Source organism: Bradyrhizobium sp. WCU1 (assembly GCF_053474805.1).
The window spans coordinates 4,512,426-4,526,508 of the sequence record NZ_CM130280.1; the positions used below are offsets into that span (position 1 = coordinate 4,512,426).

At 65.3% G+C, this 14,083-nt stretch carries 8 protein-coding genes; 3 read left to right on the forward strand and 5 right to left on the reverse strand.

From position 1 onward, the window contains the following. The first annotated feature begins 28 nt into the window (after window positions 1–28). Entirely contained in the window at window positions 29–6,916 is a 6,888-nt protein-coding gene (locus ACTUWL_RS20835; RefSeq protein ID WP_106940387.1) for a hypothetical protein, read from the forward strand. Window positions 6,917–7,080: 164 nt separating this feature from the next. Here the strand turns inward: ACTUWL_RS20835 and ACTUWL_RS20840 are convergent, their stop codons facing one another. From ACTUWL_RS20840 to ACTUWL_RS20860, 5 genes are all read right to left on the reverse strand, one after another. Then, a complete protein-coding gene (locus ACTUWL_RS20840) occupies window positions 7,081–8,592 on the reverse strand; it encodes an ATP-binding protein (RefSeq protein ID WP_021078642.1) in 1,512 nt (503 codons plus the stop codon). Window positions 8,593–8,737: 145 nt separating this feature from the next. Beyond that, a complete protein-coding gene (locus tag ACTUWL_RS20845) occupies window positions 8,738–9,280 on the reverse strand; it encodes an alanyl-tRNA editing protein (RefSeq protein ID WP_021078641.1) in 543 nt (180 codons plus the stop codon). A 23-nt stretch (window positions 9,281–9,303) separates the two neighbouring features. Next, window positions 9,304–9,447: a hypothetical protein gene (locus ACTUWL_RS20850; protein WP_021078640.1), complete on the reverse strand. Its 144-nt coding sequence runs from the start codon at window positions 9,445–9,447 to the stop codon at window positions 9,304–9,306. Window positions 9,448–9,511: 64 nt separating this feature from the next. Further along, entirely contained in the window at window positions 9,512–10,684 is a 1,173-nt protein-coding gene (locus ACTUWL_RS20855) for an OpgC domain-containing protein (protein WP_021078639.1), read from the reverse strand. Window positions 10,685–10,991: 307 nt separating this feature from the next. Further along, window positions 10,992–11,303 (reverse strand): TetR/AcrR family transcriptional regulator, encoded by a 312-nt coding sequence (locus tag ACTUWL_RS20860; RefSeq protein WP_021078638.1) that lies wholly within the window; start codon window positions 11,301–11,303, stop codon window positions 10,992–10,994. An 18-nt stretch (window positions 11,304–11,321) separates the two neighbouring features. Here ACTUWL_RS20860 and ACTUWL_RS20865 point away from each other — a divergent pair, with 18 nt between their 5' ends. Both ACTUWL_RS20865 and htpG read left to right on the forward strand, forming a co-directional pair. Next, a complete protein-coding gene (locus ACTUWL_RS20865; protein WP_021078637.1) occupies window positions 11,322–12,128 on the forward strand; it encodes a tRNA modification GTPase in 807 nt (268 codons plus the stop codon). Window positions 12,129–12,217: 89 nt separating this feature from the next. After that, the gene (gene htpG, locus ACTUWL_RS20870) at window positions 12,218–14,083 is read left to right on the forward strand and encodes a molecular chaperone HtpG (protein ID WP_021078636.1); all 1,866 of its coding nucleotides are present in this window, start codon (window positions 12,218–12,220) and stop codon (window positions 14,081–14,083) included.

Below are 14,083 nucleotides of genomic sequence, written 5' to 3' on the forward strand. Positions count from 1 at the left end.
GCCTTTTTCATTGGGGGGGCGCGCTGCCATGAGCACCACTTTCGTAAGCTCGGGTGTTACCAGCTCAGGTTTGATCGAAACGGGCGGCAACACGCTCGAAGTCCTCAACGGAGGCTCGGCGGTCTCGACGACGCTGAGCAGCGGTGGTCAGCTCCTGGTCGATTCCGGCGGCTACGCAGCCGCGACCACGATTTCGAGCGGCGGCAGCGCGACGATCAGCGCCGGCGGCGCGATGAGCGGCACCGGCAGCGGCAGCACAGGCGTTTTCAACAGCGACAACGGCACTGTCAACGTGCTGGCCGGCGGCGTGGTGGATCATATCCGCGTCGGCGGCGGCGGCGTGCTGAACATATCGTCGGGCGGCTCTACCAGCGGTGGTATCGGTTCGGGCACCGGCGTTTTTTCAGGTGGCGTGGAGAACGTCCTGGCCGGTGGTTCCGCGGCTTTTATCGCGGTCTATGGCGGCGGTGTCCTGAACGTCGCCGGCGAAACGCTGAGCACCGTCGGTATTTCGGGAGGCGTCGAGAACGTCCTTTCGGGCGGCTTCATCAGTGGCGCCCCGCATTCGGGCACGGGGGTTTATGCGGGAGGCACCCTGAACATCTCTGCCGGCGGGTCGGGAGCCTTTGTGGGCGTGAACAGCGGCGGCACGGCGAATGTGGCCGGCGTCATTCTCAGCAATAGTGTGATCTCGAGCGGTGGCGTCGAGAACGTGTTGTCGGGCGGCTTGATCTCAGGGTCGGGCGGCACGTTCACGGGCGATTACGGTACGCTCAATCTCCAGGCAGGCGGCTCGGCGACGCGTTTCGATGTATTTTCCGGTGGCATCGCCAATGTTGCCGGATCGGCGGGCAGCATCGGCGTCTGGGGCGGCACGGTCGAGCTCCAGGTTGGCGGCTCCGCCGGCGAGTTTGACTTCTCCGGGCCTGGCGTTTCCGGTGGGACCGGGTTCTCGGGCAATGGCGGCAAGCTGGAGATTGATGGCACCACGATGCCCGGAGCCACCATCTCCGGCTTCGTCGTCGGCGACACGATCAACCTTACCAGCGAGAGCGCTTCGCACGTCACCAGCGTGGGCCTCGGCGCGAACAACGTTCTTCAGATAGCGACCACCGATAACGGCACGCTGACGCTTCAGCTGGACCCGAGCCAGACCTTTACCAATCCGTTCGGCCGCGCGGGCGATGCCACCGGCACCGACATCTTCCTCTTCACCAGCAGCGGTGGCAGCGGCAACATCACCGTGAGCAGCGGCCAGACCGACGTGGGGCTGGTCATCAGCAGCGGTCAGACGCTCAACGTCCTGTCCGGCGGAACGACGGTCGGCACCGTACTCAGTGGTGGCACCGAGAATGTCTTCGGAGCCGAGCAAAACGCCGTTGTCAGCAACGGCGGTGTGCTCAACGTCTCCGCCGGCGGTACGGCGCACGCCGTCCTGGTGTCGAGCGGCGGCACCTTGAATGTCGCGGGCATGATGACCAGCAACACGGCGGTCTTCGGCGGCGGTGTCGAGAACGTCCTGTCCGGCGGATTCATCTCGGGCACGTTCGGCTCCGGAACGGGAATTTCGGGCGGCACTGTCAATGTGTCGGCGGGCGGTTCGGCCGCTTTCATCAAGGCGTATAGTGGCGGCACCCTGAACGTCGCGGGCACGGTCGTCAGCGAGGGCGGCGTCGCCAGCGGCGGTGTCGAGAACGTGCTGTCAGGCGGGCTGATTTCCGGAGCCACGAGTTCCGGAACCGGCGTCTCCGCCGGAGGCGTGTTGAACTTGCTGGCCGGCGGTTCGGCTACGCATGTTGGTGTGTCGAGCGGCGGCACATTCAACGTCTTCGGCAATGTGCTGAGTAATGCCGCCGTTTACAGCGGCGGCGTCGAGAACGTGTCGTCAGGCGGATCTATCTCCGGGGCGATCGGGTCTGGAACGGGAGTTTCGGGCGGTACGCTCAACGTGTTGGCCGGCGGCTCGGCGGCATTCGTCGGCGTGTCTAGCGGCGGCATCTTCAACGTTGCGGGCACGGTGCTCAGCAATGTGAGCGTCGTTAGCGGCGGTGTTGAGAATGTCCTCTCCGGTGGTGTTGTTACTGGCGTGCCCGGCTCTGGGACAGGTGTGTCCGGCGGCACCGTCAATGTGTTTGCGGGCGGAGCACTGGATCATCTGACCGTTTCGAGCGGCACGATGAATGTGTCCGCCGGGGGCACGGCGCACAACGTGGTGGTGTCGAGCGGCACGCTCAACGTTGCCGGCACCATGACCAGCAACGTGACGGTCTCGAGCGGCGGTGTCGAGAACGTGCTGTCCGGTGGATTGATCTCCGGCACGTTCGGCTCGGGGACTCTCATTTCCGCTGCCGGCACCGTGAATGTTCTGGCCGGTGGTACCGGGGCCTTCCTGACCGTTTCGAGCGGCGGCACGTTCAACGTGGCGGGCACCGTGCTCAGCAACGTGACCGTATCTTCCGGCGCCATCGAGAACGTCCTCGCGGGTGGCGTTGTCGGAGGCGCGTCGGGCTCGGGGACCGCCATTTCCGGCGGCACACTCAACGTGTCGTCAGGCGGTTCGCTTGCTTACGTGACGGCCTGGAACGGTGGCGTTCTGAACGTCTCCGCCGGTGGTACGGCGCACAACATTACGGTGTCGAGTGGCGTCACCATGAATGTTGCAGGCACGATCACCAGCAACACGTACGTCACGGACACCGGCGTCGAGAACGTCCTGTCCGGCGGACTGATCTCCGGTGTCACGAGCTCGGGAACCGGAGTTGCCTCCGGAGGCATCCTGAACGTTTCGGCCGGCGGGTCGGCTGTTCACATCGGTGTGTCGAGCGGCGGCACCTTCAATGTTGCAGGCCAGGTGCTCAGCAACACAGCCGTCTACAGCGGCGGCATCGAGAACGTGTTGTCGGGCGGATCGATTTCCGGCGCGAGCGGTTCCGGCACCGGCATTTCGGGCGGTACGGTCAACGTATCGGCAGGCGGTTCGGCCAGCTATGTCGGCGTGTCGAGCGGCGGCATCTTCAACGTGGCCGGCACGACGCTCAGCATGGTCGGGGTCCGCGCCGGCGGCGTCGAGAACGTGCTGTCGGGCGGTCTCATTTCCGGCGCGATCGGCTCGGGCACCGGCGTCTCCGCCGGCGGTATCTTGAACGTTCTGGCCGGTGGTTCAGCGGCGTTCGTCGGTGTTTCGAGCGGCGGTGTGCTCAATGTTGCCGGCGCGGTGACGAACAACATCGGGGTGTTCGCCGGAGGTATCGAGCTGGTATCGTCGGGCGGCTCCACGGGGCCTGTCACGATTGCCGGCGGCCAGGTTGAATTGCAGGCGGGAAGCGTCGCGAGCGGCGGCATCACCTTCAGCGGTTCCGGCGGGCAGCTCAAGATTGACGGCACGTCGATGCCGACCACTACGATCAGCGGGCTGGTGCTGGGCGACAGCATCGATCTGGCCGGCGTCACTTTCTCTTCCGGCGGCTCGGCGACCTTGCTCCCGGGCAATGTCCTGCGGGTCACGGAGGGTGGTTCTTCCTACAGTCTGCAGCTCGATCAGACACCCGCTGTGCGGTTCAGCGTCAGCGTGGACACGGGCGGTACCGGCACTCTGGTCACGACGCATGCAGATAACCCGCCGGTTACGACGGCAGCCAATGTCACGGCAATCCTTGGTGAGAGCTCCGTGCTGTCCTCCGCCCTCTTCAGCGTCTCGGACGCCGATGGCGATGTCATCACCCAATATGCGTTCTGGGACACGCAAGGTAACGGACACTGGGCTATCAACGGCGTCACCCAGGCTACCAACCAGGAGATCGATGTTCCCGCGGCGAACCTGTCGCAGGTGAGCTACGTGTTCGGTCCGAGCGGTTCGACCGATACGCTGTTCGTACGGGCCAATGACGGCACGGCCTGGGGCGGCTGGACTCAATTCACGGCCAAGGCGTTTGTCGATACGCCGCCGACCGTGATCGCCAACAACAGCAACGTCACTGCGGCGCACGGCCAAACGTCGGTTGCGGCATCGACCCTGTTCACAGTGACCGATCCGGATGTTGGGCAATCGATCACCCAGTTCGCGTTCTGGGACACGGGCGGTAACGGCCACTGGGTGGTGAACGGCATCACCGAGCTGGCAAACACCGAGATCGATGTGTTGGCGGCGAACCTGTCGCAGGTGAGCTATGTCTTCGGGCCGACAGGGTCGGCGCCCGATACGCTGTACATAAGAGCGAACGACGGAATGCTGTGGGGCGCCTGGACCGGATTCACGGCGACGCCGGGGCCTGACCAGGCTCCGGTTGTGACGGCGCCGAACGTGACAGCAATCCATGGAGAGGCATCGGCGCTCGCCACGAGCCTGTTCACAGCCACGGATGCCGACCACGACGCCATCACCACGTACGCGTTCTGGGACACCGGCGGCAATGGCCACTGGACGGTGAATGGTGTTGCGCAGGCAGCGAACACCGAGATCGATGTGTCGGCGGCGAACCTGTCGCAGTTGAGCTACGTGTTCGGACCAACAGGCTCGGCACCCGATACGCTGTATATCAGGGCCAACGATGGATTCTTGTGGGGCGCCTGGACGGCGTTCACGGCAACACCGGGGCCTGACCAGGCGCCGGTTGTGACGGCGCCGAACGTGACGGTAACCCAGGGAGAGACGACAGTACTCGCCTCGAACCTGTTCACGACCACGGACGCCGACCACGACGCGATCACCCAGTACGGGTTCTGGGACACCGGCGGCAATGGCCACTGGGTGGTGAATGGTGTCGCGCAGGCGGCCAACACCGAGATCGATGTGTCGGCGGCGAACCTGTCGCAGGTGAGCTATGTGTTCGGTGCGCCCGGCTCGATGCCCGATACGCTGTACGTCAGGGCCAATGATGGCTACCTGTGGGGCGCCTGGACGGCGTTCACGGCGCCACCGGGGGCCGACACTCCGCCGGTGGTTACGGCGCAGAACGTGACCGCGATCCATGGAGAGACGTCAGCGCTCGCCACGAGCCTGTTCTCGGCCACGGGCAACGCCATCACCCAGTACGCGTTCTGGGACACCGGCGGCAATGGCCACTGGGTGGTGAATGGTGTCGCGCAGGCAGCCAACACCGAGATCGATGTGTCGGCGGCGAACCTGTCGCAGGTGAGCTATGTGTTCGGACCGACAGGGTCGACACCCGATACGCTGTACGTTAGGGCCAACGATGGCTTCTTGTGGGGCGCCTGGACGGCGTTCACGGCAACACCGGGGCCTGATCAGGCGCCGGTTGTAACGGCGCCGAACGTGACCGTAACCGCAGGAGAGACGTCAGTACTCGCCTCGAACCTGTTCTCGGTGACGGACGCCGATCACGACGCCATCACCCAGTACGCGTTCTGGGACACCGGCGGCAATGGCCATTGGGTCGTGAATGGTGTCGCGCAGGCGGCCAGCACCGAGATCGATGTGTCGGCGGCGAACCTGTCGCAGGTGAGCTACGTATTCGGGCCGTCGGGGGCGCCATCCGATACCTTGTACATCAGGGCCAACGATGGCTACTTGTGGGGCGCCTGGACGGCGTTCACGGCACCGTCAGGGTCCGATCATCCGCCGGTCGTGACGGCGCCGAACGTGGCAGCAGTCCACGGAGAGACGTCAGCGCTTGCCACGAGCCTGTTCACGGCCACGGATGCCGACCACAACGCCATTACCCAGTACGCGTTCTGGGACACCGGCGGCAACGGCCACTGGGCAGTGAATGGTGTCGCGCAGGCAGCCAACACCGAGATCGACGTGTCGGCGGCGAACCTGTCGCAGGTGAGCTACGTGTTCGGGCCGACCGGCACCCCGCCCGACCTCCTATACGTCAGGGCCAACGATGGCCTTTTGTGGGGCAGCTGGACGGCGTTCACGGCAACACCGGGGCCCGACCAGGCTCCGGTCGTGACGGCGTCGAGCGCGACCGGGATTCACGACCATTCGGTCGCGGCTACCAGCCTGTTCACGGCCACGGACGCCGACAACGACGCGATCGCCAAGTATGCGTTCTGGGACACCGGCGGCAACGGTCACTGGGTGGTGAATGGTGTCGCGCAGGCGGCCAACACCGAGATCGATGTGTCGGCGGCGAACCTGTCGCAGGTGAGCTACGTGTTCGGCCCCGGCGGTTCGCCGGCGGATCTGCTCTACGTGCGCGCCAATGACGGCATGTTGTGGGGGAACTGGACGGCGTTCTCGGCGACCGCAACCAACCAGGCGCCGACGGTGTCGGCCTCGAACGTGGTGACGGTCTCCGGCCAGACCTTCGCCGCATCGAGCCTGTTCAGCGCGACCGACGCGGATGGCGATACCATAACGAAATATGCGTTGTGGGATTCCAACACGAACGGAGCGTGGATCGTCAACAACGCGACGCAGCCGGCGAACACCGAGATCGACCTCACCGCGGCACAACTTGCCACGGCGACCTATCTGGCCGGCTCGGGCACCGATCAGCTCTGGATCCGGGCCAATGACGGCATCGCGTGGGGGGCCTGGCAGCCATTCAACGTGACGGGGGAGAGCTCCAGCAATGCGACCATCGCATCGGGTGCCACGCTGGAATTGCCGGGGGCTTCGAACGCCACCGTGTTGTTCCAGAGCTCGACAGGAACGCTGAAGCTCGACAATTCCGCGAGCTTTAACGGCACCGTCGCCGGCATGATGGGTTCGGACGCGATCGATTTCGCGAACATCAGTTTTGCGAATGTTCACACGCCGACCTTCAGCGGAAACACCACGCGAGGAACGCTCACGGTGACGGACGGCACCGTCACGGCAAGTGTTGCGCTGCTGGGCAACTACATGGCCTCGACATTCACGGCCTCGAGTGATGGCCATGGCGGCACCCTGGTTGTCGATCCGCCGGCGACGCAGGTCAGTCAGCTGGCGCAGCCACAGCACGCGTGAAGGTTTGAAGGATAGGCATGCGGGGCCGCCACCAAGGTAGGTGGTTCCGCCCGTCGGCAGAGACAAAAGGCCCACCACTCGGTGGGCCTTTTCGTTTCATGTTCGTCTCATGCCGTGCTTCCGGGGTACGCACCGTGCCCGGCGGCGCGCGGCTCACCGTTCGATCACAGCGGCGAGCTGGCCGCCTCCGTTGCCACGTCGTCGGCGTTCGGGTCGGCGGCCGCGGTCGCCCAGGCCAGTTCCACCAGCGTCACGATCCGCCTTCCGGCGCCGTCGAGCTGGCAGACGATCAGGCCCTGCTCTTCGATATAGGTCAGAAGATGCCGCGCGCGGCGCAGCGAGTGCGTGCCGTAGGCGCGGGCGATCGCGGCATCGCTCGGGCAGGGCCAGCCTTCCTTCGCAGCGCGCGCGATCATCATGAAGACGCCCTGCATGTCCTCGGGCAGGATCGCGGCGCGCAGCTGCACATCCTGCCAGGCGTCGTCTTCCGCCATCTCGGTGCCAAGTCCGGCGCGGGCGCGCGTCAGCATGCGGCGGAAATCGGTCAGCTCCGGCACCACGGCTCCGAGACCCTCGATCCGGCAGCGCACCACGAACTCCTGATAGAGCACGCCGATGGCGCGGAAGCCGGCATCGGGCTCGGCGAGAATGGCGCGCAGGATACGATCCAGCCGCTCACGCCGCTCGGCCAGTTGCTCGGCGCTCGGCGACGGCTCCGCGGCCTCGGGATCGAACTCCGGCACCGCCGGCCTGGCGGCCATCAGCTGGCTGAGCAGGTCGGGTGCCGGCGCCCGGCGCGGCGGCCTGGCGGTCGTTTCGGGCGGCGGGGCCGCGAGGATGATGGCGCGCGCGTCCTCCAGTGTCGCTTCAGGCAGCGGCATCAGGCGCGGGGCCGCATTGCGCGGCTGTGTGTCGGTCGGACCGATGCGCAGGCCGAGCGGTCGGCGCGAAAGCGCCGGTCCCAGCGCCATGAATTGTCCGCGCTCGAGATCGCGGAAGGCTTCCGCCTGCCGCCGCTCCATGCCGAGCAGATCGGCGGCGCGCGCCATGTCGATATCCAGGAAGGTCCGGCCCATCAGGAAGTTCGAGGCCTCGGCCGCGACGTTCTTGGCGAGCTTCGCCAGCCGCTGGGTCGCGATGATCCCGGCAAGCCCGCGCTTGCGGCCGCGGCACATCAAATTGGTCATCGCACCAAGCGACAGCTTGCGCGCCTCGTCGGACACCTCGCCTGCGATCGCGGGCGCGAACAGCTGCGCCTCGTCCACCACCACGAGCATCGGATACCAGTGGTCGCGGGCAACGTCGAACAAGCCGCCGAGGAAGGCCGCAGCGCGCCGCATCTGATTCTCGGCGTCGAGCCCCTCGAGATTGAGTACCGTGGAGACGCGATGGATGCGTACCCGTTCGCCGGCGACCTGCAGGCTGCGCTCGGTGTGATCCTCGGCGTCGATCACGAGGTGACCGAATCGCTCAGCCAGGGTCACGAAGTCGCCCTCGGGATCGATGATGGTCTGCTGCACCCAGGGCGCGCTCTGCTCCAGCAGACGGCGCAACAGATGGGACTTGCCGGAACCCGAATTGCCCTGCACCAGCAGGCGCGTGGCCAATAGCTCCTCGAGGTCGATGGCCGCCGCGGCGCCGGCCGTCGTTTGTCCCATCTCGATCGCTACGGTCATGTCCTCGACTCAAATCATCCTTGCGAAGACGCGACTTAACAAGCCGATCGCGCCCCGTCGAGCACCCGCTCGCAACGCCGTCCCCAGGCACGACCAGGACGTTGGTGGCGTAAGGGTTGCTCGGTGCAAGGCTTGCCGGGGCCGGTCAGACCGCGAGCTTGATCCTGCGGTTCTGGCGGCCCTTGTTGTCGATCTTGACGATACGCGCAGGGCGCGATTGCCCGGTCGAGGCCAGATGGGTGCCGCCGCAGGCCTGCCGGTCGAGACCGAGGATCTCGACGATCCGGACGAGGCCGTCTTCGCCGACCGGCGGCGCGACGGCCTTGCTGCGGAACAATCCGGGGATGGCTTGCGCCTCGGTATGCGCCATGAAGGCGGCACTGACCGGAAGGTCCTGCCGGATGATGTCGTTCAGCGGCGCCTCGAGCGCCCGCAGGCCTTCATTGTCGGCGCCGGGCAGGTCGAAATCGACCCGGAAGGTGCCGTCGGCATTGAGTTGCGCCCCGGTCAGAAGCGCGCCGCCGAACCGCGTGTAGACCAGCGCGTTGATGACATGGGCGAGCGTGTGCAGCTCGCACATCAACGCGCGAAATGTCGGCTCGATCTCGAGCATGACCTTGCCGAAGATCAGGCGATCATCCTCCACCATGTGCCAGAGGCCGCGTTCGTCACGCGCGAGCCCGGTCACCAACAGCTCGCCGCCCGACCATCTCAGAACCCGCGGTCGGCGAGTTGGCCGCCACCGCCCGGAAAGAACGGCGAGTGTTCGACCAGGATTGCGCCGGGCCGTGCGTCGAGCACGTCGGCTTCGAGTTGCAGGATGTCGGGATGGTCGTGAACAAAGGCGCGGGACATCCCACCACTCTAGCGCATCGAGAGCGCCGCTGGCCACCCGCGCCGGCCTTGAGAGGCCTGCCGGCTATTCCGCCGGATTTGCGGCCGCCGGCGCCTGCGCAGCCACTTGCTTCTTCGCGGGCGCCTTGTCGACCTTCTTCGACCAGGAGCGGTAATAAGCGAGCACGGTCATCAGCACGATGCCGACAATGCTCACCACGATCTGCATCCAGAGGCTGCCGGACACCTCGACCAGCACCACATGCGCGACCACCGCGAGGAAGACGCCGGTGCAGAACACTTCGAGCGACTGCTGACCGCATTTGATGATCGGCTGCATGATCGGCCATTCGTAGCCCGGCCATTCGCGCGGCAGGAAGCGCGTGACGAAGAAGGCGAGCACCACGAAGTGCAGCACGCGATAGGGGGCGAGGTTGGTCTTGTCGTTCGGGTTGAACGCATCATAGAGCCAGGGCGGCATCGCCTGGCCGAGTTCGGGGAAGCGGCCCGCCAGGGTCATGACCAGTGCGAACAGCAGATAGGCGCCGCCGAGCCACAGGAAGGCGCGCGAGCGGATGAAATTGATCGATTCGCTGGCGCCGCCGAGCGCGAACCAGCCGCCGAACACGAACAGGAACTGCCAGCAGAACGGGTTGAAGTACCATGTGCCGGACGGATAGGCCGGCAGGTTCCAGCCGAAATGGCGTGCGGCGAGATAGAGCAGGAACGAGGCTGCCAGCGTCAGATTGAGCTTCCGCAGCATTGCCCACAGCACCAGCGGATAGACCAGCATCAGCGCGATATAGAGCGGCAGCACGTCCATGTTGACCGGCTTGAACGCCAGGATCAGGCCCTGATAGAGCGTCTCGGCCGGATTCTGCATGAAGCCCGCGACGTTGAATTCGTTCTCCAGATTGGGGTCGTGGTAGCGCTGCGCGAGGTAGCCGATCTCGGCGATGTAGATCACGAACAGCAGGACGTGCGCGACATAGATCTGCCAGGCCCGCTTGATCAGTCGGGTGGCGCCGATCACCGTCCCGCGTTCGAGCATCATGCGCGCGTAGACGAAGGATGCGGTGTAGCCGGAGATGAACACGAACAGATCGGCCGCGTCGCTGAAGCCGAAGTTCTTCTGCGTGATCCAGTTCACCGCGTTGTTCGGGATGTGATCGAGATAGATCGCCCAATTGGCGAAGCCGCGCAGAAGATCGAGCCGATAGTCGCGGCCTCGCGGCGGCAGAACAGCCTTGACGTCCATCGGTTCGCTCCCATCCCCGGTGCCCGCGCGTCCGGCCGCGGGGCGTCGCCGTGTCACACTAGAACATGATCGGCAAGACTGTGTAACGATTTTCTGCAACGATCGCTTGTACCAAACCGTCGTCATTTGCACGGCCGGCGCGTCGAGGGCACGCCTAAAGCATGACCCGGAAAAGTGCGAAGCGGTTTTCCGAAAAGATCATGCTCAAGCAACGAACCAAAGCGCGATGACGATTCAACCCAACCTCTCGCGCTTTAGTGCTGAACGAACCCGTTGTGCAGGGTGGTGAACAGCGTCCCGCCCTTCTTCACCAGGTCGTATTTGCGGCCGTGATGCGAAGCTGCTCGACCGGGTCGCCGCCCTTCACCAGCAGCGGCTCGGTCTTCTGATACAGCGCTTCGTAATTGCCTTCGGGCACGTCGAGCACCAGCGCGCGCTTGTCCTCGAAATAGTCGTAGATGCTGGAGAGCGGTACTTTCGCCACCCCAGCGACGTCGGTGAGCGAGGTGCCGTCGATACCCCACTGGCCGAACAGCTTGGTCGCCGAGATGCAGATGGAACTGGGGCGCCGGCATTGAACGTCTTCCGCTGCTGACGTACAGCAGGCGTACGGCTTCACCCCAACGCGTGTGCTCTCATGCCTCTCTGGACCTGCGAACAATGCGGCGCCCAATTTCCCGAAACCGCGGCGCCGCCGCCGTGCTGCCCGATCTGCGAGGACGAGCGGCAATATGTCAACTGGAACGGGCAGGCGTGGCTGACTCGCGAGCAGCTCGCAGGCCGGCACAAGCTCGTCTGGCGCGACGATCTCGGCCTCGTCGGGTTGGCGCTCGAGCCGTCATTTGCGATCGGGCAGCGCGCGCTGCTGGTGCCGGATCGCGGCGGCTGCGTGATGTGGGACTGCGTGCCGCTGGCGACAGCCGAGGCGATCGCACATGTCAGATCGCTCGGCGGGCTGAAGGCGATCGCGATCTCGCATCCGCATTATTATGGTGCGGTCGCCGACTGGAGCGCCGCGTTCGACGACGCGCCGGTCTATCTGCACGGCGACGACGCGCAATGGGTGACGCGGCCCTATCGGTCGATCGTACCGTGGCAGGGTGACAGCCATCGCATCTCCGACGACATCGTGCTGGTGCGGGCCGGGGGGCATTTCGCCGGCGCCACCATGCTGCATTGGCGCAGGGGCGCCGACGGGCGCGGTGCGCTGCTCACCGGCGACATTGCGATGGTGGCGATGGACCGCCGCTCGGTCAGTTTCATGTATTCCTATCCGAACTACATCCCGCTCAATGCGTCAGCGGTCCGCCGCGTCGCGCGCGCGGTCGAGCTGTTGGCGTATGATCGCATCTACGGCGCCTGGTGGGGCAAGAACATCGCCTCCGATGCCAAGGCAGCGTTCGACCGATCGGTGCAGCGCTATCTCTCCGCGATATCGGATTGACGGTTCCCTCGGCTCGCAAATCTTGCCACGGGGCGCGATCGCGCTATATCAGGGCTTTCCGCCACCTCACGTTTGTCCGAGTTTCCCGCATGACCACAACTGCCGCCGCTGAATCCCAGCCGTTCCAGGCCGAGGTTGCCGAATTGCTGCACCTGATGGTGCATTCGGTCTATTCCGAGACCGACATCTTCCTGCGCGAATTGATCTCGAACGCGTCTGATGCCTGCGACAAGCTGCGCTATGAGGCGATTGCCAATCCCGGCCTGATCACCGATGGCACGCCGCCGGAGATCAGGATCATCCCGAACAAGGCGGCCGACACGCTGTCCGTGGTCGATACCGGCATCGGCATGGAGCGGGCGGAGCTGATCGACAATCTCGGTACCATCGCGCGCTCCGGCACCAAATCGTTCCTGTCGAAGCTGACCGAAGCCAAGGACGGCGCCAATCTGATCGGCCAGTTCGGCGTCGGCTTCTATGCCGCCTTCATGGTCGCCGACAAAATCATCGTCACCAGCCGCCGCGCCGGCTCCGACGAGGTCTGGGTGTGGACGTCGGAAGGCGGCAGCGGTTTCGAGATCGCGCCGGCCAGCGAGGAGGCAGCCCAGCGCGTCGCGCGCGGCACCGAGATCGTGCTGCATCTGAAGAAGGACGCCGCCAAATATCTCGAGGCTTACGAGATCGAGCGCATCGTCCGCGAATATTCCGACAACATCCAGTTTCCGATCCTGCTGGTGCCGGAGGAGGGCGAGCCGCGCCAGATCAATTCGGCGAGCGCGCTGTGGCAGCGCTCGAAATCCGAGCTGAAGCCGGAGGATTATGCGCAGGCCTACAAGCAGATCGCGGGCGCGTTCGACGAGCCGGCGATGACGCTGCATTACCGCGCCGAGGGCCGCCAGTCCTACGCGGTGCTGCTGTTCGCGCCGTCGCAAAAGCCGTTCGACCTGTTCCAGGTCGAGCGCAAGGGCAAGGTCAAGCTCTATGTCCGCCGCGTCTTCATCGCCGACGACGCCGAGCTGCTGCCGGCCTACCTGCGCTTCATCCGCGGCGTGATCGACAGCGAGGATCTGCCGCTCAACATCTCGCGCGAGATGCTGCAGAACAATCCGCAACTCGCGCAGATCCGCAAGGCGGTCACCAGCCGCGTCGTCGGCGAGCTGGAGACGCTCAGCGAGAAGGAGCCCGAGAGCTTCGGCAAGATCTGGGATGCGTTCGGCCCTGTCATCAAGGAAGGCCTGTGGGAGGATTTCGAGCGCCGCGAGAAGCTGCTGGCGCTTTCGCGCTTCACCACGACGTCGGGCGAGAACCGCTCGCTGAAGCAGATTGTCGACGACTTCAAGCCGAACCAGACTGAGATCTATTACCTGGTCGGCGACAGCGTCGAGCGGCTGAAATCGAACCCGAAGCTGGAATCGGCGCGCGCCCGCGGCATCGAAGTGCTGCTGCTGACCGATCCCGTCGATGCGTTCTGGACCTCGGCGCCGATCGATTTCGGCGGCAAGCCGCTGAAGTCGCTGAGCCAGGGCGATGTCGATTTCGGCCTGATTCCGCTCGCCGACGACAAGCAGGACAAGACGGACGAGCCCGCGGCCGATGCCGCGACCACGATCGCCGTGATCAAGGATGCGCTCGGCGAGCGCGTCTCTGACGTGCGCGCCTCGCAGCGGCTGACTGCGAGCGCGTCGTGCCTCGTCGCCGGTGGCGATGCGCGCGACCGCGCGCTCGAGCGGCTGCTGGCGCAGCAAAACCGCGGCGAGATCACCAAACCGATCCTCGAGATCAATCTGCGCCACCCGCTGGTCGCAGCGCTCGCGACCGACACGGCACAGGCAAAGGACCTCGCGCTGTTGCTGTTCGAGCAGGCGCAGATCCTCGACGGTGAGATGCCTGCCGACCCCGCCGCGTTCGCCAGCCGTATGAACCAGCTAGTGCTGCGCGGCTTGGGGAAGGGGTAG